This is a genomic window from Micromonospora sp. URMC 106, assembly GCF_051386395.1.
Classification (GTDB): domain Bacteria; phylum Actinomycetota; class Actinomycetes; order Mycobacteriales; family Micromonosporaceae; genus Micromonospora.
On record NZ_JBPQTP010000050.1, the window covers coordinates 25,604 to 43,633 of the forward strand.

The 18,030-nt window shown below is 74.0% G+C and carries 19 protein-coding genes; 8 read left to right on the plus strand and 11 right to left on the minus strand.

What is annotated here, in order from left to right; genetic code table 11:
- Positions 1-168: 168 nt before the first annotated feature.
- Positions 169-591 (minus strand): CBS domain-containing protein, encoded by a 423-nt coding sequence (locus ACSNOB_RS17205; protein ID WP_436687565.1) that lies wholly within the window; start codon positions 589-591, stop codon positions 169-171.
- Between the two features lie 183 nt (positions 592-774).
- Between ACSNOB_RS17205 and ACSNOB_RS17210 the strand changes: the two genes are divergently transcribed.
- Both ACSNOB_RS17210 and ACSNOB_RS17215 read left to right on the plus strand, forming a co-directional pair.
- Positions 775-1,350 (plus strand): hypothetical protein, encoded by a 576-nt coding sequence (locus ACSNOB_RS17210; protein WP_436687566.1) that lies wholly within the window; start codon positions 775-777, stop codon positions 1,348-1,350.
- Between the two features lie 189 nt (positions 1,351-1,539).
- Positions 1,540-1,932: an FKBP-type peptidyl-prolyl cis-trans isomerase gene (locus ACSNOB_RS17215; RefSeq protein WP_393109079.1), complete on the plus strand. Its 393-nt coding sequence runs from the start codon at positions 1,540-1,542 to the stop codon at positions 1,930-1,932.
- 137 nt (positions 1,933-2,069) lie between these two features.
- On the opposite strand, the gene ACSNOB_RS17220 is transcribed toward ACSNOB_RS17215, so the two are convergent.
- Positions 2,070-2,441, minus strand: a complete 372-nt coding sequence (locus ACSNOB_RS17220) for an STAS domain-containing protein (RefSeq protein WP_393109077.1) — start codon at positions 2,439-2,441, stop codon at positions 2,070-2,072.
- Between the two features lie 154 nt (positions 2,442-2,595).
- Between ACSNOB_RS17220 and ACSNOB_RS17225 the strand changes: the two genes are divergently transcribed.
- On the plus strand, positions 2,596-3,615 hold the full coding sequence (locus tag ACSNOB_RS17225; RefSeq protein WP_436687567.1) for an SMP-30/gluconolactonase/LRE family protein: 1,020 nt from the start codon (positions 2,596-2,598) through the stop codon (positions 3,613-3,615).
- Positions 3,616-3,697: 82 nt separating this feature from the next.
- Here the strand turns inward: ACSNOB_RS17225 and ACSNOB_RS17230 are convergent, their stop codons facing one another.
- From ACSNOB_RS17230 to pdhA, 5 genes are all read right to left on the minus strand, one after another.
- The gene (locus ACSNOB_RS17230) at positions 3,698-4,963 is read right to left on the minus strand and encodes an Ig-like domain-containing protein (RefSeq protein WP_436687568.1); all 1,266 of its coding nucleotides are present in this window, start codon (positions 4,961-4,963) and stop codon (positions 3,698-3,700) included.
- A gap of 303 nt (positions 4,964-5,266) precedes the next feature.
- Positions 5,267-6,931: a right-handed parallel beta-helix repeat-containing protein gene (locus ACSNOB_RS17235; RefSeq protein ID WP_436687580.1), complete on the minus strand. Its 1,665-nt coding sequence runs from the start codon at positions 6,929-6,931 to the stop codon at positions 5,267-5,269.
- Positions 6,932-7,068: 137 nt separating this feature from the next.
- Positions 7,069-8,436 (minus strand): dihydrolipoamide acetyltransferase family protein, encoded by a 1,368-nt coding sequence (locus ACSNOB_RS17240; RefSeq protein WP_436687569.1) that lies wholly within the window; start codon positions 8,434-8,436, stop codon positions 7,069-7,071.
- Positions 8,433-9,449, minus strand: coding sequence for an alpha-ketoacid dehydrogenase subunit beta (locus ACSNOB_RS17245; protein ID WP_436687570.1), 1,017 nt, complete (start codon positions 9,447-9,449; stop codon positions 8,433-8,435). The genes ACSNOB_RS17240 and ACSNOB_RS17245 overlap by 4 nt, the downstream gene beginning before the upstream one ends.
- Positions 9,449-10,615: a pyruvate dehydrogenase (acetyl-transferring) E1 component subunit alpha gene (gene pdhA, locus ACSNOB_RS17250; protein ID WP_436687571.1), complete on the minus strand. Its 1,167-nt coding sequence runs from the start codon at positions 10,613-10,615 to the stop codon at positions 9,449-9,451. Before pdhA ends, ACSNOB_RS17245 begins: the two co-directional genes overlap by 1 nt.
- Positions 10,616-10,720: 105 nt before the next feature.
- Here pdhA and ACSNOB_RS17255 point away from each other — a divergent pair, with 105 nt between their 5' ends.
- Positions 10,721-11,227, plus strand: coding sequence for an Lrp/AsnC family transcriptional regulator (locus ACSNOB_RS17255; protein ID WP_436687572.1), 507 nt, complete (start codon positions 10,721-10,723; stop codon positions 11,225-11,227).
- A gap of 121 nt (positions 11,228-11,348) precedes the next feature.
- Here the strand turns inward: ACSNOB_RS17255 and ACSNOB_RS17260 are convergent, their stop codons facing one another.
- The 3 genes from ACSNOB_RS17260 to ACSNOB_RS17270 form a co-directional block, all read right to left on the minus strand.
- Positions 11,349-12,320, minus strand: coding sequence for a DNA polymerase domain-containing protein (locus ACSNOB_RS17260; protein ID WP_436687573.1), 972 nt, complete (start codon positions 12,318-12,320; stop codon positions 11,349-11,351).
- 52 nt (positions 12,321-12,372) lie between these two features.
- Complete coding sequence (locus ACSNOB_RS17265; protein ID WP_436687574.1) at positions 12,373-12,699, minus strand: hypothetical protein; 327 nt, start codon at positions 12,697-12,699, stop codon at positions 12,373-12,375.
- Between the two features lie 102 nt (positions 12,700-12,801).
- Entirely contained in the window at positions 12,802-13,032 is a 231-nt protein-coding gene (locus ACSNOB_RS17270; RefSeq protein ID WP_436687581.1) for a hypothetical protein, read from the minus strand.
- A 126-nt stretch (positions 13,033-13,158) separates the two neighbouring features.
- Here ACSNOB_RS17270 and ACSNOB_RS17275 point away from each other — a divergent pair, with 126 nt between their 5' ends.
- The 4 genes from ACSNOB_RS17275 to ACSNOB_RS17290 all read left to right on the plus strand — a co-directional run bounded on the left by ACSNOB_RS17275 (position 13,159) and on the right by ACSNOB_RS17290 (position 16,971).
- A complete protein-coding gene (locus ACSNOB_RS17275) occupies positions 13,159-13,890 on the plus strand; it encodes a histidine phosphatase family protein (RefSeq protein WP_436687575.1) in 732 nt (243 codons plus the stop codon).
- Positions 13,874-14,743: an NAD(P)H-hydrate dehydratase gene (locus ACSNOB_RS17280; protein WP_436687576.1), complete on the plus strand. Its 870-nt coding sequence runs from the start codon at positions 13,874-13,876 to the stop codon at positions 14,741-14,743. Before ACSNOB_RS17275 ends, ACSNOB_RS17280 begins: the two co-directional genes overlap by 17 nt.
- 146 nt (positions 14,744-14,889) lie before the next feature.
- Positions 14,890-16,356 (plus strand): S8 family peptidase, encoded by a 1,467-nt coding sequence (locus ACSNOB_RS17285; RefSeq protein WP_436687577.1) that lies wholly within the window; start codon positions 14,890-14,892, stop codon positions 16,354-16,356.
- 114 nt (positions 16,357-16,470) lie between these two features.
- Positions 16,471-16,971, plus strand: a complete 501-nt coding sequence (locus tag ACSNOB_RS17290; RefSeq protein WP_436687578.1) for a hemerythrin domain-containing protein — start codon at positions 16,471-16,473, stop codon at positions 16,969-16,971.
- 42 nt (positions 16,972-17,013) lie between these two features.
- On the opposite strand, the gene ACSNOB_RS17295 is transcribed toward ACSNOB_RS17290, so the two are convergent.
- A complete protein-coding gene (locus tag ACSNOB_RS17295; RefSeq protein WP_436687579.1) occupies positions 17,014-17,865 on the minus strand; it encodes a metallophosphoesterase family protein in 852 nt (283 codons plus the stop codon).
- Positions 17,866-18,030 lie beyond the last annotated feature (165 nt).

The following is an 18,030-nucleotide window of genomic DNA, read 5'->3' on the forward strand; positions in this document are numbered from 1 at the left end:
CGCGCGACGTGGCGCCCGTGCGGCTCCGGCGCGGGCGCGATCACCTCGGCACGGGGCCGGGCGGCGGAACCGGACCGCGTCCGCCCCCGAGCCTAGGCGAGCCGCCCGCCGGCCGACGGCGGTCCGGCCAAGTCCGCGGGCCCCGCCGGCCGGGAGGAGCGCCGCGGGTCAGGCCACCGGGGTGACCCGGCCCGGGTCCACCTCGGCGAGGGCGCTGTCGTCGACGTCGTACGCGATGGTGCTGGTCACCCGGACCACGCCGCTGACCTGCCCGGCCAGCCGGCCCGCCAGCTCGACCGCGCTGCGCCGGTCCAGCCGGCCGTCGAGCGTCACCTCACCGTCGCGCACCTGGACGGTGACCAGGCCGTCCCGCACCCCGAGCACCCGGCGCAGCACCTCCTGCACGACGTCCTCGCGAATCTCCGCGTCCGTGCGCAGGTGCACCCGCAGCAGGTCGCCCCGAGTGACGATGCCGACGAGCCGGCCCAGGTCGTCGAGCACCGGCAGCCGCTTCACCGACTCCCGGTCCAACTGCCGGGCGGCGGCGGAGACGGTCGCCTCCGGCCAGGTGGTCACCGGCGGCGCGGTCATCAGGTCCCGCGACGGTCCCCCGGGCAGGGTCGCGGGACCGGGTCGGCACGGCCGGGTGGACCGGTGCGGAAGAGGTCGAAGGTCCCGGCCCGACGGGGCCCGGTCGGCCCTGCCCGCCGGCCGCCGACGGGCGTCCAATGGAGATGCCACCGGGAAGCGCGGTGCGAGGCACACCGAAGGGACGTGGAGACAATGACCGCGACAACCAAGCGGATCACCGCCGAGACCACCGCACCGGCGGCGCAGACCCGGCACACCGGCGAGACCGCCCGCGAGCGTGCCACCCGGTACGTCTTCGCCGGCATCCGCATCGCCCTCGGCTGGACCTTCCTCTGGGCGTTCCTGGACAAGGTCTTCGGTCTGGGACACGCCACCGAGGCGAAGAACGCCTGGATCAACGGGGGCAGCCCCACCAAGGGCTTCCTGACCTTCGGCGCGGCCGGCCCGTTCAAGGGCTTCTACCAGGGCATCGCCGGAGCCGCCTGGGCGGACGTGCTCTTCATGACCGGCCTGGCCGCGATCGGCGTGGCGCTGCTGCTGGGCATCGGCATGCGCGTGGCCGCCGTCGCCGGCGCGGTGCTCTACGTGATGATGTGGACGGTCGTCCTGCCTCCCGAGAACAACCCCTTCCTGGACGACCACCTGCTCAACGCGGCCCTGCTGGCCGGTCTCGCGCTGGTCGACGCCGGCGCCACCCTGGGCCTGGGCGCGACGTGGGCGAAGCTCCCCCTCGTCCAGCGCTTCCCCTGGCTGCGGTGACCTGATCCGGCATCGCCACCAGCGGGCGTCACCACCGGTGACGCCCGCTGGTCTGTGCGCCCGCTGACCGCGCCGGGTCGGTCAGCGGGCCCACGGGCGGCTTTGGAGACCGCCGCGCGCCGGGCGGGGGGCATCCGGCAGGATCTCTGGTGACCGGGACATCAGGACCGAACGGCAGGAGACTCCCGCATGAACCAGGCAGCAGGCGCCCGCTCCGGCAAGCCCGAGGTGGGCCCGATCGAGGGCGCGCCACCCGCCGATCTCGTCATCGAGGACATCACCGTCGGCGAGGGGCCGGAGGCCCAGCCGGGACAGCTGGCCGACGTCCACTACGTGGGGGTCGCGCACTCCACCGGCCGCGAGTTCGACTCCTCCTGGAACCGGGGCGAGACGTTCGAGTTCCCGCTCGGCGGCGGGCAGGTCATCGCCGGCTGGGACCGGGGCGTGGTGGGCATGCGGGTCGGCGGTCGGCGCAAGCTGACCATCCCGCCGCACATGGGCTACGGCGACCGGGGTGCCGGTGGCGTCATCAAGCCGGGCGAGACGCTGGTCTTCGTCGTCGACCTGGTCGGCGTCCGCTGAGCCGCTGAGCCAACGACCCGGGGTCGGCGCGCCCACGCGCCGTCGGCCCCGGTTCCACATCTGATCGATCCCGACGCCGCCGTCGGCCCGGGGCGGCAATCGGTCGCTCGCGCCCCGCACGCTGCCCTCGAAGGGCGTCAGCAGGCCACCAGCTCCCGGTCTGAGCGCGGGTCGGCGGTCGGGGCGCACGGGTCGACGATCGGGATGACCCGGTGCAGGCCGGTGGCCCGCAGCACCCGCGCGACCACCGGGTCGGGGTGCAGCAGCACCAGCTCGCCGCCCCGGGCGCGAACACGCAGGTGCGCGGCGACCAGCGTCCGGACCCCGGCGGCGGAGAGCACCCGGACGCCGGACAGATCCAGCCGGAGCACCGGCCGGGCCGGGGCCGCCCAGAGCGCGGAACGGAACGTGGCGACCGTGGCGATGTCGACCTCGCCGGTCGCCCGCACGTCCACCACGTGGTCGTCCACGCTGATCTCGACGTGGAACCGGTCCGCACGCTGCCTCATGCCGACGAATCTAGCCCCCACCACCGACATTTCCGCCCTGCCCAGGGACCGGATCCGGGTCCGCCCAGGGTCACCCTCGGGGGCGTCCCCGATCCTCCTCAGGGAGGAGGCGCCGGGGTCGGCGGGGTGCGGCAGCGACGGGCGAGAATGGGCCATGGTCGCTCCCCGTGCCCGCGCGCCCCGGCTGATCCGCCCCGTCCGCGAGCCCGCCACCGTCCCGCCCCCGCTCGACGGGCCGTGGGCCCCGAGCGACCGTCGGCTCGACTCCGCCGAGCTGCTGCCCCTGCCCGACGGCGTCGCCGGCCCCGAGGACGTGGTGGTCGACCCGTCCGGGCGGGTGGTCAGCGGCGCCGAGGACGGCCGGCTCTGGTGGTGGCCGGTGGACGCGCCACCGGGCACCCGGCCCCGGCCGCTCGCCGAGACCGGTGGCCGGCCGCTGGGCGTGGAGGTCGACCCGCTCGACGGCAGCCTCGTCGTGTGCGACGCGTACCGGGGGCTGCTGCGGGTGACCGGCGACGGGGCGGTGCGGGAGCTGGGCGGGCTCGGCGCGCGGGCGCACCTGGCCGACAACGCCACCATCGCCCGCGACGGCACCGTCTACTTCACCGACTCGTCCGACCGCTTCCCGCTGTCGCACTGGAAGCGGGACCTGCTGGAGCACCGGCCCAACGGGCGGGTGCTGGCGTACGACCCGCGCAGCGGGCGCACCGACGTCGTCTGCGCGGGGCTCTACTTTCCCAACGGGATCGCGCTCGCCCCGGACGAGTCGGCGCTGATGCTGGTGGAGACCGCCACGCACCGGCTGGTGCGGGTCAGCCTGCCCGACGGGGCCGTGACCGTGCTGGCCGACCTGCCGGCGTACCCGGACAATCTCACGCCGGTCGGCGACGGGACGTACTGGATCGCCCTGCCCAGCCCCCGGGTGCCGGTGGTCGAGCGGCTGCTGCCGCACCCCCGGCTGCGCCAGCTCGTGGCGGTGCTGCCGGCCGCCGTGCAGCCGAAGCCGCTGCGCTACGGCCTGGTCGCGCTGGTGGACGGCGAGGGGCGGGTGCTGCGGACGCTGCACGGGCCGCGTGGGAGCTACGACATGATCACCGGCGTGCGTCAGCACGGCGACCGCCTCTGGCTGGGCAGCCTCACCGGCCGCGGGGTGGCCCGGGTGCCGCTGGCCTGAGCGCCCCGGTCCGCCGCCAGGTGGCGCCGGGGGACCGGCCCGCACGGCGGCGGACCGGTCCCCCGGTGTGCGTACCGCCGGGTCAGCCGCCGCGGACGGACGGCGCCGGCGCCGGCGAGCCCCCGGCCACGGCGCCCGGGTGCGGGGCCTGCGAGGGGGCCGGCCGGAGCCCGGCCGGCACGGGCAGCGCGCTGCCCTTCACGAACTCGTCCCAGCTGACGTTCCAGGCCGTCCAGCCGTTGCCCTCGTTCAACTGCACCTCGGTGCCCTTGATGGTGACCAGGTCGCCGACCTGGGTGACGCCCATCAGCCAGTCCGCGGCCTCGTTCGAGACGTTGGTGCAGCCGTGCGAGACGTTGGTGTTGCCCTGGTCCCCCACCGACCAGGGCGCCGCGTGGATGAACTCACCGCCCCAGGTGAGCCGCTGGGCGTCCTCGACGTCGACCACGTAGGGGTCGGCCGAACCCCGGGTGTCGAACGTCGTGTACTCGTGCTTCTCCATGATCACCATCTTGCCGCTGGAGGTCGGCGTGCTCGGCTTGCCCATGCTGACCGGGATCTTGCGGACGACCTTGCCGTCGCGCAGCACGGACATCTGCTTGGTCGCGTTGTCGATCTCCAGGGCCACCTGCTGGCCGATCTTCGAGGTGGCGGTCCGGTCGGAGTCGCCGACGCGGTCCTTGCCGATGGGCAGGCCCTCCAGCCCGGCCCGGACGCTGATCTTTGTCCCCGGGCGCCAGAAATCGGGGGCCCGGTAATAGACCTGACTGCCGTCGGACACCCACGACCAGGCGCCCGGCTGCGGCGGGTCGGTCTTCACGAACAATCGGCGCTGCACGTCCGCCCTGGCCTCTTTCGGAATGGGCGGGTCGAAAGCGACGGTCACCGGCATGGCGGTGCCGTACGTCCGGTTGCCGGCGAAATACAACGTGCTGGTGATTTCCGGCTTCGTCGATTCCGGCATCGTGGTGAAGGTGGTCTTCCGGGTGGTGGTCTTCCCCGAGTCACCCGTGGCGGTCACCTCCGCGGTGTAGGTCCGCCGCGGCTGCAACGGCCGGCTCGGCACCCAGGCCGACCCGTCCTCCCGGGGCTCCGCCTCGACCCGCGCGCCCTTGTCGTCGGTGATCCGCACGGCGGTGACCCGCCCGCCCCTGACGGCGGTTCCCACCTCGGCGCTGACCGGCACCTCGCGGGCACGGTCGGTGGGCGTGACGGTCAGCTCCGGCGCCGCCGCCCGGCCCTCGGCCGGCCGGTCACCCGGTTTGCGGTCGGCGGTGCACCCGCCGAGGGCCAACGGCGTGGCCGCGATGGTCACGGCCAACACCGTCAGTCGCCGCCTCAACTTCATGATGCGTCCCCCCGTTAATTGGTGTCCCTCCGCCACATTCTCTCCATCCCACTCGGGGACCGGCGCAATTTCGGCGAAACGGGAAATCAATTATGGGAAGCATTTGCCGGACTGCGCGAAATGGGTTGGCTGGGCCCGGTTTCCGGGTCCGTCCGGGATAGGCCCGACCCGCCACCGCCGGAGCGGAGAGTGCCGGCCTGTCCCGGTTGCGCCGGCCCGCGCGCCTTGCGCCGGGAAGGAGCCTCCCGTCGCCGCCGCACGGACTCCGGCAGACCCGGAGGTCGGGCGCGCGCCCGCGCGGGCTCACGTCCAGTCGTCGTCGCCGTGGTTGCGTTCCCACCGGCCGCCGACGGGCGGCGTGTCCATGCGGATGGCGGAGTCGGCGTTGCCGGCGAGGTCGTTGTCCTCCACCCGGCAGTCGACGCAGCTACCCTCGTCGGTGATCCACAGGCCGTGGTTCTGGGTGCTCGGGTTCTTGTTGTCCCAGATCCGGTTGCCCCGGATGGTGGCCGAGTCGACCGCCGCGTTGATCGTGATGCCGGCCCGCACCGGCGGCCCGGCCGGCAGCTCGTACGGCGTTCCCGGTGGCGGGGTGGCGCCGCTCCACGCGCTGGACGCGTCGGGACGGATGGGCGCGAGGGTGAGTTCGGTGTCGTCGTTGGCCGCCACGACGGCGATCCGGTCGCCGACGCGTACCACCTTGCCCCGGTGGCCGTCGTTCGGCCAGGTCGCCCGCCGGTCCACCACCGTCCGCTCGCTGTAGCGCACCGAGTCGCCGTGCCCGCTCATCGCCGGCGCCCACTGCCGCCCGTTGTTGCGGATGCGGTTGCCGACCAGGATCACGTCGCGCAGCGGGCGGTCGATGCGGATCGCGTCGGCGCTGTTGCCGTAGAAGTCGTTGCTCTCGATGACGATCTCCTCGGCGATCTGCTCCTCCACCCCGCCGAGGTTGCGCTGGTGGTAGCCGTGCCGGCCGTTACCGCTGATCCGGTTGCCGCGGATCGTGTACGGACCGGGGGTGTTGCCGATGCTCACCCCGTCGCGCAGGTTGCCGTCGATCACGCAGTCGGTGAGCAGGCCGCCCCGCCCGGCGGTGTGCGTGGTGCCCTTCGCCGAGACGTGGAAGCCCGCCTCGAGGTTGCCGGTCATCGTGCAGGCGGAGACGATCAGGCCGTTCGCGCCCCAGTCGGAGATGCCGAAGCGGTTGCCCTGGGCGTGGCAGCCGATGATGCGCACTCCCCGGGGACGCAGATGGCTCGCCTTCTGCAGCTCCAGGAAGATCCCGTTGGTCGCGTTGGCCACCGCGCTGCAGTTGACGATGTTGAACCGCTCGACGCTGCCCCAGCCGCCGATGCCGACGCCGATGCCCGCGCCGCCCATCTCGGTGCCGTTGTCCAGCCGGCCGCAGCCGACCACGAGCACCCCGTCGATGAGGCAGTCCTGGAGGAAGTCGCAGCCCAGGCCGGTGGCGGCGGTGTGGTGGATGTACAGGTTGCGGAACACGCCCCGGACGACGTACTGCAGGCCGAGTCCCTTCGCCAACGGGTTGTAGTCGGCCGACGCCACGCCGGAGCCGTCGATCTCGAAGTCGGCGAAGGTGCAGTCGGCCAGGTGGCGGTCCCGGTCGGCCCCGTGCTGCTGCTCGGTGTAGAACGCCAGCGGCGCGGGGTCGGCCCGGTTGCCGGAGTTGCTGAGCACGAAGCGGGTGGCCCCCGGGCCGGCGCCGATGAGCGAGACCCCGGAACGCCAGACCGTGCCGGAGTCCCGCATCGAGTACACCCCGGGCGGGCAGTAGATGATCCGGACGCGGCCGTCGGCGGCGTACGCGTCGCCGAGGCGGTCCACCAGCGCGGCCAGGGCCGGCTGGTCGTTGGTCGCCCCGTCGCCGACGAGACCGTGCTCCCGGGCGTCGCAGAGGAGCGGGGCGCCGGCGACCGCGTGGCGGCGTACGCCACCGGCGGAGGGCATGTCGGGGTACGCCACCTCGTCCTCCCCTCGGCGAGCCTGCCCGGCCGGCATTCCCTGCCCGCGTCGGGGGAAACGCCCGCCGCGACGGCGACGGCCCCGGCGCCGCCGGGAGGCGGGACCGGGGCCGTCGCGGCGGGTCAGACGTTGGCGATCAGCAGCGCCGGCTGCTCGACGCAGTCGGCGACGTGCCGCAGGAAGCCGCCGGCCACGCCCCCGTCGCAGACCCGGTGGTCGAAGGTCAGGCTGAGCTGGGTCACCTTCCGCACCGCGAGCTGCCCGTCCACCACCCACGGCTTGTCCACGATCCGGCCCACCCCGAGCAGCGCCGCCTCCGGGTGGTTGATGATCGGCGTGGAGCCGTCGACGCCGAAGACGCCGTAGTTGTTGAGCGTGAACGTGCCCCCGGTGAGGCGGGCCGGGGGCAGCGTGCCGGCCCGGGCGGCCGTGGTGGTCGCGGCCAACTCGGCGGCCAGCTCGGCGGTGGTGAGCCGCTGCGCGTCGCGCAGCACCGGCACGACCAGCCCCCGGTCGGTCTGGGCGGCGATGCCCAGGTGCACGCCGGCCGACTGGACGATCCGCTGGCCCTCGGTGTCGACGCGGGCGTTGAGCTGCGGGTACCGGCGCAGCCCGGACAGGCAGATGCGGGCCAGCAGGGCCAGGATGCTCACCGGCGCGTCCGGGGTCGCCGCGTTGATCGCGGCCCGGGTCTCCAGCAGCCCGGTGGCGTCCACGTCCACCCAGATGGTCACCTCGGGGATCTCCCGCCGGCTGCGGGAGAGCTTGTCGGCGATCGCCTTGCGGATGCCGGTCAGCGGGACGACCACGTCCGCCGCCCCGGGCGCGGCCGGCTCGGCGGGCTGGTCCGGCACCGCGGCGAGCCGGGCGGCCGGCGAGGACGCCTCGGCCAGGGCGGCCTCCACGTCGGCCCGGCGCACCACGCCGCCGGGGCCGCTGCCGCGCAGGGCGGCGAGGTCGAGGCCGTGCTCGCGGGCCAGCCGACGCACGATCGGCGAGATGACCAGGGGCGCCCCGTCGCGCGGGCGGTCCGTCGCCACCGCCGGGGCGGTCCGCTGCGCCGAGGGCTCGGCCGGCCGGGGCTCCGGGGCGGCCGCGAGGCGGGGTCGGCGACGCCGGCGACCCGCGCCGCCGTGGCCGGTGCCGTACCCGATCAGGACGTTGCCGGAGCCGGCGCGCTCCTCCTCGCGGTAGGTGGCGTGCCCGGCGGGCTCGTCGGCGGTCCCGCCGGGGCCGTCCAGCGGCGCGATGGTGATCAGCGGCTGGCCGACCGGGCGGACCTCACCCGCCGCGCCGTGCAGCGCCACGACGCGCCCGGCGTACGGACAGGGCACGTCGACGACGGCCTTGGCGGTCTCCACCTCGACGACGCTCTGGTCCACCGTCACCACGTCGCCCACGGCGACCCGCCACTCGACGATCTCGGCCTCGCTCAACCCCTCGCCCAGGTCCGGCAGGAGGAAGACCTGCGTCCCGTCCACGGTGGTCACGCCGCGCTCCCCCGGGTCAGCCAGCGCTCGTCCGGCTGGTCGTCCCACTGGAGCCGGGCCACCGTGTCGAGCACCCGGTCCACCGACGGCAGGTGGGTGTGCTCCAGCATCGGCGCCGGATACGGGATGTCCAGCCCGGACACCCGCAGCACCGGGGCGTGCAGGGCGTGGAAGCAACGCTCCTGCACCCGGGCGGCGATCTCCGCGCCGACCCCGGCGAAGCCCTGGGCCTCCTGGATCACCACGCACCGACCGGTGCGGCGGACCGAGGCGGTGACCGTCTCGTCGTCGAACGGCACGATGCTGCGCACGTCCACCACCTCCAGATCCCAGCCCTCCTCGCGGGCGGCCTCGGCGGCCTCCAGCGCGACCGGCACCGCCGGCCCGTACGCGACGAGGGTGGCGTCGCGGCCCGGGCGCCGCACGACGGCCCGGCCGATCGGCGCGGTGGCCGCGGGAAGCTCCGCCTCGGCGCTGGAGAAGTAGAGCTTCTTCGGCTCCATGAACACGACCGGGTCCGGGTCGTCGATCGCCTGGCGCAGCAGCGAGTACGCGTCCTCGACCGTCGCCGGGGTGATCACCTTCAGGCCGGGGGTGTGCGCGTAGTACGCCTCGCTGGAGTCGCAGTGGTGCTCCACCCCGCCGATGCCGCCGGCGTACGGCACCCGGATGACGATCGGCACGCTCAACGCGCCCCGGGTGCGGTTGCGCAGCTTCGCCACGTGCGAGGCGATCTGCTCGAACGCCGGGTACGCGAACGCGTCGAACTGCATCTCGACCACCGGGCGCAGCCCGGACATGGCCAGGCCGACGGCGAACCCGACGATGCCGGCCTCGGCGAGCGGGGTGTCGAAGCAACGCTTGTCACCGAAGCGGGCCTGGAGGCCGTCGGTGATCCGGAAGACGCCGCCGAGCGCCCCGACGTCCTCGCCGAAGACGACCACCCGGTCGTCGTCGAGCATCGCGTCGGCGAGCGCGGCGTTGAGCGCCTTCGCCATGGTCAGGGCGGCCATCAGCGCTCACCCTCCTCGTCCTGGGCGGCGGCCAGCTCGGCGCGGACCTGTTCGCGCTGCTCGACCAACTGCGGGGTGGGCTCGGCGTAGACGTGCTCGAAGAGGCTCATCGGGTCGACCGCCGGCTGCGCGTTCATCCGGGCGCGCAGGTCGGCGGCGTACGCCTCGGCCTCCTCGGCGATCGCGGCGACGCCCGCGTCGTCGAGCACGCCGCGGGCCCGCAGGTACGCCTCCAGGCGGGCGACCGGGTCCCGGTCCCGCCATGCCTCGACCTCGGCGCCGTCGCGGTAGCGGGTGGCGTCGTCGGCGTTGGTGTGCGGCTCCATCCGGTAGGTGTGCGCCTCGACGAGGAACGGGCCCCTGCCGGAGCGGGCGTGCTCGACCGCGCGGGTGAGCACCGCGAGGACGGCCACCGGGTCGTTGCCGTCGACCTGCTCGCTGGGCACGCCGTAGCCGACGCCCTTGTACGCCAGTGACGGCGCGGCGGTCTGCCGGGACAGCGGGACGCTGATCGCGTACCGGTTGTTCTGCACGAAGTAGACGACAGGGGCCTTGAACACGGCGGCGAAGTTCACGCCCTCGTGGAAGTCGCCCTCGCTGGTGGCACCGTCGCCGATGAACGCCAGCGCGACGGTGTCCCGCCCCTGGTACGCCTCGCCGTAGGCCAACCCGGCGGCGTGCACGCACTGGGTCGCCAGGGGGGTGCACTGCGGGGCGGTGTGCCGGGCGGCGGGGTCGTACCCGCAGTGCCAGTCGCCGCGCAGCAGCGTCAACACCTCGACCGGGTCGATGCCCCTGGAGACCAGCGCCATGGACTCCCGGTAGGTCGGGAAGACCCAGTCGTCCTCGCGCAGGGCCAGGACGGCGCCGACCTGGCAGGCCTCCTGGCCGCGCGAGGACGGGTAGACCGCCAGGCGGCCCTGCTTGGTCAGGGCGGTGGCCTGGATGTCGAAACGGCGACCGACGACCATCCGCCGGTACATCTCGGCGAGCGCCTCGACGGGCGGCTCGGGGTAGTCGGCGGGGGCGGGCAGCGGCGTGCCGGTGGGATCGAGCAGGCGGACCGGCTCGGTGGCCGGCAGCAGCGGCTTGGCCGGGTCGGGCGGGGTGGCCGCCCGGCGGCTGCGCGGGGATGCCCTGCGGACCGCCTCGGGTGTGGTCGTCACGGCGGGACCTCCTGGGACGTGTGGTGGGCCTATGCTCCTGCCGTCGGATGATTGACTCAAGATCCATGACAAACGCGGGACGGATGGCATGCGGGAGGCATCGAGATGAGCCAGGAATCCGCACCGGGTGGGGAGCCGGCGGCCGGAACGGGACGTTCGGCCCGGCCGTTGGACGAGGTCGACCGGCGGATCCTCGACGAGCTGGTCCGCGACGGGCGCACCTCGGTGCGCACCCTCGCCGAGCGGATCCACATCTCCCGCACCAACGCCTACGCCCGGGTGGAACGGCTGCTGCGCGACGGGGTGATCACCGGGTTCCGGGCCCAGGTCGCGCCCGAGGCGGCGGGGCTGGGCACCTCGGCGTACGTCGCGTTGAAGATCGAACAGAACACGTGGCGGGAGGTGTCGGCGGAGCTGGCCCGGGTGCGCTACATCGAGCACGCCGCGCTGCTCGGCGGCGACCACGACGTCCTCGCCCTGGTCCGGGCGCCGGACAACGCCACCCTGCGGGACGTGGTGCTGGGCCGGGTGCAGAGCATCGCCGGGGTGCTCTCCACCCGCACCTGGCTGGTCTTCGACGAGTTCGACGGCGAACGCAGCCCATGGGAGTGAGCGGCGCGGCGGGTGCCCCTCAGCGCGCCGCCGGCGGTCCGACACCCGGGCGGGTGCCTTCAGCGCGCCGCCGGCGGTAAGACACCCGCGGTGCCCGGGCGCGGGCCCGACGGCGACGGGTTCAGCGCTCCGGCGGGGCCTCCAGCCCCTCCCGATCGGCCAGCTCCAGCAGCGGCTCCAGGGAGAAGCGCCGCTCGTCGAGCCCCGCGTGCGGGTCGCCGCGCTCGGCGAAGCGAGCCGGCATCGTGGTGACGTCGAAGTCCTCCGGCCGCGCGTCGCCCAGCTCCGACCAGTCCAGCGGCGCGGAGACCAGCGCCTTCGGAGTGGGGCGGATGGAGTACGCCGAGGCCATCGTGTGGTCCCGGGACATCTGGTTGTAGTCGATGAAGACCGGGCGGTCCCGCTGCTCCCGCCACCAGGTGGTGGTGACCAGCTCCGGCAGCCGGCGCTGCATCTCGCGGCCCAACGCCAGCACCGCCCGCCGGCAGTCGCCGAAGCTCCACCGGGGCTCGATCGACAGGTAGACGTGCAGGCCCCGCCCGCCGGTCGTCTTCGGGTAGCCGGTCAGGCCCAGCTCGTCGAGGAACGCGCGCACCTCGTGGGCCACCGGCACCACCTGGTCGAAGCCCACCCCGGGCATCGGGTCGAGGTCGATCCGCAGCTGGTCGGGGCGCTCGACGTCGGCGGCGGAGACCGGCCACGGGTGGAACCGCAGCGTGCCGAGGTTCGCCGCCCAGATCACCACGGCCAGCTCGCTCGGCGCGACCTCGTCGGCCGTACGCCCGCTCGGAAAGGTGATGTGGGCGGTGCGCACCCACTCGGGCGCCCCCGCCGGCAGCCGCTTCTGGTAGAAGGCGTCGCCCCGGTTGTCCTGCCGCGTGCCGATCCGCGCGCCGTCGAAGACGCCGCGCGGCCACCGCTCCAACATGGTGGGCCGGTCCCGCAGGGCGCGCAGGACGCCGTCGCCGACGGCGAGGAAGTAGCGCACCACGTCCAGCTTGGTCAGCCCCAGCTGCGGGAAGTAGGGCTTGTCGGGGCTGGAGACGCGGACCAGCCGCTCCCCCACCCGGATCTCCTCCGCCGGCGTCGCCACGCCTGACACCGTAACCCGGCGGGCCGGCCGGCGGGCGCAGCGTCGCGCCGGCTCAGGCGATCAGCATGATGCCCACGGCCATGAGCGGCAGGCCGACGAACAGGAAGATCCCGATCCCGGTGAGCACCCGCCCTTCGCCGGCGGCCTCGCGCTCGGGCGCCGCGCCGAAGGTGGCCCGCGCCCCGAGCATGCCGACGCGGCTCAGGGTGAGGTCACCGGTGACCCCGAGCAGCCCGCCGACCACCACCAGGGCGATACCGAACCGGTAGGCAAAGTCGCCGCCGCCCAGGACGACCCAGAGCCCGGCGGCGGCCGCGACCACGACCAGCGCGATCACGAACAACACCAGCGCCTCGCGCAGACCCCTGACGACCGTCATCGGCGGCTCCATCCCGTGCGACCCGGATGGACATTCTCCACGTCGACGCCCGGCCGCGCTGCCCCCGAGTGCGCCGGTCTTACGCGCGGTGGTCGGCCGTGCTCAGCTCATGTCTTCCTGCAGGCGCGCCAGGAGCATCTTCTTGCCCTGCTCACCCGCCTTGCGGTTGTTCTCCTGCATCTTCCGGAACCAGGTGGCCAGTTCCGTGTCGCCCCGCTCGTCCGCGTCGGCGATGTACGTGTCCAGCTTCCAGATGTGCTTCAGCGACATCTGCAGCACGTGGATCAGGTCGTAGTTCTGATCCTTCACCGGGCTGATCTGTTCCTTGGTCATGGTGGCCACGGACTACCTCCCCCGTCTCGGTGTCAGGTGGAGGCAGCGCTTACCCGGCCTGTCCCCGTTCACGCCCCGCGGTGGGCGGCGCGGTTATCCGGGGCAGGCCCCGGGTAGGGGTGCCGCATGGCGGAACTGGCAGCGCTCTGGATCGTCCGGCACGGCGAGAGCACGGCGAACGTGGCGGCCACGGCGGCCGAGGCGTCCGGCGCCGAGCTGATCGACCTGACCCACCGGGACGCGGACGTGCCGCTGAGCCCGACCGGGGAGGAGCAGGCCCGCGCCACCGCGCGGTGGTTGGCCGGGCTGCCCGAGGCCCGCCGGCCGGACGTCGCGGTGGTGTCGCCGTACCTGCGGGCGGTCCAGACCGCCGAGCTGGCCCTGGCCGGCACCGGGATCCCGCTCAGCCGCGACGAGCGGCTGCGCGACCGGGAGCTCGGCATCCTCGACGGGCTGACCGGGCACGGGGTGCGCCGCCGACATCCGGAGGAGGCGGCCCGCCGGGACCGGCTCGGCAAGTTCTACTACCGGCCGCCCGGCGGCGAGTCCTGGACGGACGTGGCGCTGCGCCTGCGCGCCCTCCTCGGCGACCTGCGCCGCGACCACGCGGGCCGGCGGGTGCTGCTGTTCGGCCACGACGCTCTGGTCTTCCTGACCCGTTACCTGGTGGAGGGGCTCACCGAGGCGGAGCTGATGGCGCTGACTCGGGAGCAGGTCGTCGCGAACTGCTCCGTCACCGGCTGGTCCGCCGGGGCCGACGGCCGGCTGGTCCCGGACGTGTTCAACGACGTCGGTCACCTGCGCCAGCAGGGCGCCCGGCCGACCAGGGAGGACGAGGTCCATGCCGAACCGGTCTGACACCCAGGTGATCACCCCCGGCCTGCTGCGCGACTGGGCACTGCCCGTGCCGACCGGGGGCAAGGAGGCGCGGGGCACGGTGCTGGTGGCCGGCGGTTCGCGGTTCGCCCCCGGCGCGGTGCTGCTCGCCGGCGTGGCCGCGCTGCGGGCCGGGGCGGGCGTGCTGCAACTCGCCGCCGCCGAGTCCACCGCCGCCGCGCTGAGCATCCAGGTGCCCGAGGCGCTGGTGGTGGGCCTGCCGGAGACCGCCGACGGCGCGGTCGCCGGCCGGCCCGGCGACCGGCTGACCGAGCTGGTGGCCGAGGCCGACGTGGTGGCCGTCGGCCCGGGCCTCAAGGACATCGACGAGACCGCGCGCCTGCTGCGCCTCGTGCTCGACGCGGCCGCCCGGGAGACGGCGCTGGTGCTCGACGCGTACGCCCTGGGGGCGCTCAGCCACGCCCCGGACCTGCTGGTCGGCTCCGGGCGGCCGGTGGTGCTGACCCCCAACCTGACCGAGGCCCGGCACCTGCTCGGCCGCGATCCCGGCGACGACCTGGACGCCGACGCGATCGAGCTGGCTGGCCGGTACGAGGCCGTGGTCTCGCTCTACGGCCACATCGCCACACCGGACGGCCGGAGCTGGCGGGAGGAGAGCGGCGACGCGGGGCTCGGCACGTCCGGCAGCGGGGACGTCCGCGCCGGACTGCTCGCCGGACTCCTGTCCCGGGGTGCCGAGCCGGCGCAGGCCGCGTGCTGGGCGGCGTTCGCCCACGCGGTGAGCGGCCAGCGGCTGGTGCCGCGGTTCGGCCGGATCGGGTTCCTCGCCCGGGAGCTGCTCGACGAGATCCCCCACACGCTCGCCACCGTCTGACACTTCCTGTCTGGCCGAACGGATGTGTGTAACGCCACACTCCGCTCCTACGCTGGTGGATCGGAGGAGGGCGTCCCGCCCGCCTCCCGCCGGCCGCTCCCCGCCAGGGGGCGTACCCGGCTGGAAACATCCCCCTGGGAGTCTGTGTGAAGAACCTCCGTCGCAAGACACTGGCTGCCGCGTCGGCCGTGACGCTCGGTGTCGGCCTCGCCGTCACCGGCGGGCTGGCCCCGGCGGCGTCGGCCGCCGGGCCGGACACCACGTTCCTGGTGCTCGCCCCGCAGGGCGCCAAGACCGACAAGGCGGCCGCCCGCGTGGCCGCCGCCAAGGGCACCGTGGTGGCCAGCTACGACCAGATCGGCGTGCTCGTCGTCCGCTCGACCAACCCCGACTTCGTCACGGACGTGGCGGGCGCGGGCATCGAGTCGGTGGCGTCCACCGCCGGCCTGGGCACCGCCCTCGACGAGGGCGAGACCCTGGAGGTCCCCGCGGCCGCGGCGGCCAACGCGACCGCCGACCCGACCAAGGAGCCCCTCTTCGGTCAGCAGTGGGACATGCCGATGATCGACGTCCCGCAGGCCCACGCCGTCAACGCCGGCAGCGCCGGCGTGGTGGTGGGCGTGCTGGACAGCGGCATCTCCTCCAGCCACCCCGACCTGGCCAGCCAGATCGCCAAGGACAAGAGCACGTCCTGCATCGGTGGGGTCTCCGACACCACCGAGTCCGCCTGGAACCCGACCACCTCCGACCACGGCACCCACGTGGCCGGCACCATCGCCGCCGCCGTCAACGGCGTCGGCGTGACCGGTGTGGCGCCGGGCGTCAAGGTGGCCGCCGTCAAGGTCGTCAACAACGACGGCTACATCTTCCCCGAGGCCGCGCTCTGCGGCTTCGTCTGGGCGGCCGACCACGGCATGCAGGTCACCAACAACAGCTACTTCATCGACCCGTGGGAGCTGAACTGCCGCAACGACGCGCGTCAGCGTCCGGTGTGGCAGGCCGTGCAGCGGGCCATCCGCTACTCGCAGAGCAAGGGCGTGCTGAACATCGCGTCCGCGGGCAACTCGAACTGGGACCTCGCCCATAAGATCACCGACACCGGCAGCCCGAACAACGGGACGCCCGAGGACCGCGAGAACCTCACCAACTCCTGCCTCGTCCTGCCGGCCGAGGCGCCGGGTGTCGTGACGGTGTCGGCGGTCGCCCCGACCGGCAAGAAGAGCTACTACTCCTCGTACGGCCTGGGCGTCGTGGACGTCACCGCGCCCGGCGGCGACACCCGGTACCGCACCAACGGCGCCAGCTCGACCCCGACCGACGGCATCCTGTCGACCACCTTCAACACGGCGACGAAGACCAACGGCTGGGGTTACAAGCAGGGCACGTCGATGTCGAGCCCGCACGCGGCCGGCGTCGCGGCGCTGGCCCTGTCGGCCCACCCCGGCATGGCGCCGGGCCAGCTGGCGTCCTTCCTCGAGCGGACCGCCGAGTCGGTCCCCTGTGAGGAGGGTGTCTGGGAGCCGCGACCGGGCTTCCCGGCCACCTGCACCGGGGGCGAGCGCAACTCGTTCTACGGCGCCGGCATGGTCAACGCGTACAACGTGGTGAGGTGACAGCACGGCACGACCCGTGGTGGGGCCCGGCGGTGATCCGCCGGGCCCCACCCGTTTTCGCTGCTCACAGCGGGGGTACGGGAGAAGGCGTCGAACGAGCCGAGGAGGTCAACGGTGTCCACCGATGCCATCGTCCTGTTGAAAGAGGATCACAAGGAGATGCGCCGCCTGTTCAAGGCCTTCCAGGATGCCGAGGAGGGGCCGGCCGCGCAGCGGCAGAAGCTGGTGAGCGAGATCCTGGAGGCCCTCACGGTGCACACCTACCTCGAGAACGAGGTGATGTACCCGGAGATCCGCAAGCTCCTGCCCGACCTGGAGGACGACATCCTCGAGTCGTACGAGGAGCACCACGTCGCCGACGTGCTCTGCGCCGAGCTGTTCACCATGGACGCCGACGACGAGCGCTTCAACGCCAAGACCACGGTGCTGATCGAGAGCGTCCTGCACCACGTCGAGGAGGAGGAGCAGGAGTGGTTCCCCAAGGTGCGCGAGGCGCTCGGCCGTAAGCAGCTCCAGGAGATCGGCGAGCGGATGATCGAGCTGCGCGCGGACGCGCCGCGCAAGCCGACCGACCCGAAGGCGATCAAGAAGTCGCTGGACGCCGTGACGGCCTGAGCCGGACGACGCCGACGGGCCCCGGTGCGCCGGGGCCCGTCGTCATGTCGGGGGCGCGGGCAGGATCCGCCGCAGCGACGGCGGTACGGCGCGGGACCGCCACTCCCTGGGGTAGCCCACCGAGACCTCCTCGAACCGCACCCCGTCGTGCCAGGTGGTGCGGGGGATGTGCAGGTGGCCGTAGACCACCGCCGCGGCGTCGAAGCGCAGGTGCCAGTCGGCGGTGGCCTCGGTGCCGCACCACTGGGCGAAGATCGGGTAGCGCAGGATCCGGGTCGGCTCGCGCAGCAGCGGCCAGTGGTTCACCAGCACGGTCGGCAGCCCCGGCGCCCGCCCGGCGAGGCGCCGGGCGGTCTCGGCGACCCGGGCCGCGGACCACGCCGACCGGCTCGGGTACGGGTCGGGGTGCAGCAGGAACTCGTCGGTGCAGACGATCCCCGTCCGGTACGCCTCGGCCAGCGCCGCCTCCGGGGTGTCGAACCCCTCCGGGCGCCAGCTGTGGTCGTAGAGCAGGAACAGCGGCGCCACCAGCACCGGCCCGCCCGGCCCGCGCCACTGCGCGTACGGGTCCTCCGGGGTCAGCACGCCGAGGCGCCGGCACAGGTCGACGAGATGCTGGTACCGCGCGACGCCGCGCAGCGTCACCGGGTCGGCCGGCGGCGTCCACAGCTCGTGGTTGCCCGGCGCCCAGACGACCCGCGCGAAGCGGTCGCTGAGCAGCCCGAGGGCCCACTCGACGTCGGCCACGGTGTCGCCCACGTCCCCGGCGACGATCAGCCAGTCGTCCGGCGACCCCGGACGCAGCCCCTCCACCACCGCCCGGTTGCCCGGGTGCCCGACGTGCAGGTCGCTGATGGCGAGCAGGCTGCCGCCCGCGCTCCCCTCGGCCACCATGCGTCGATCCTATTGACCGGTCACCACCACCGCGAGCCCGCACACCTCCACCATGATCCGGACAACTTCCCGGATGTAGGTGCCTTCTGCGGTCTCGGAGGCCGCTACATCCCGGAAGTTGCCCGGATCTTGACCGGACGGGCAGGGCGGCGGAGGGGCGGGGGG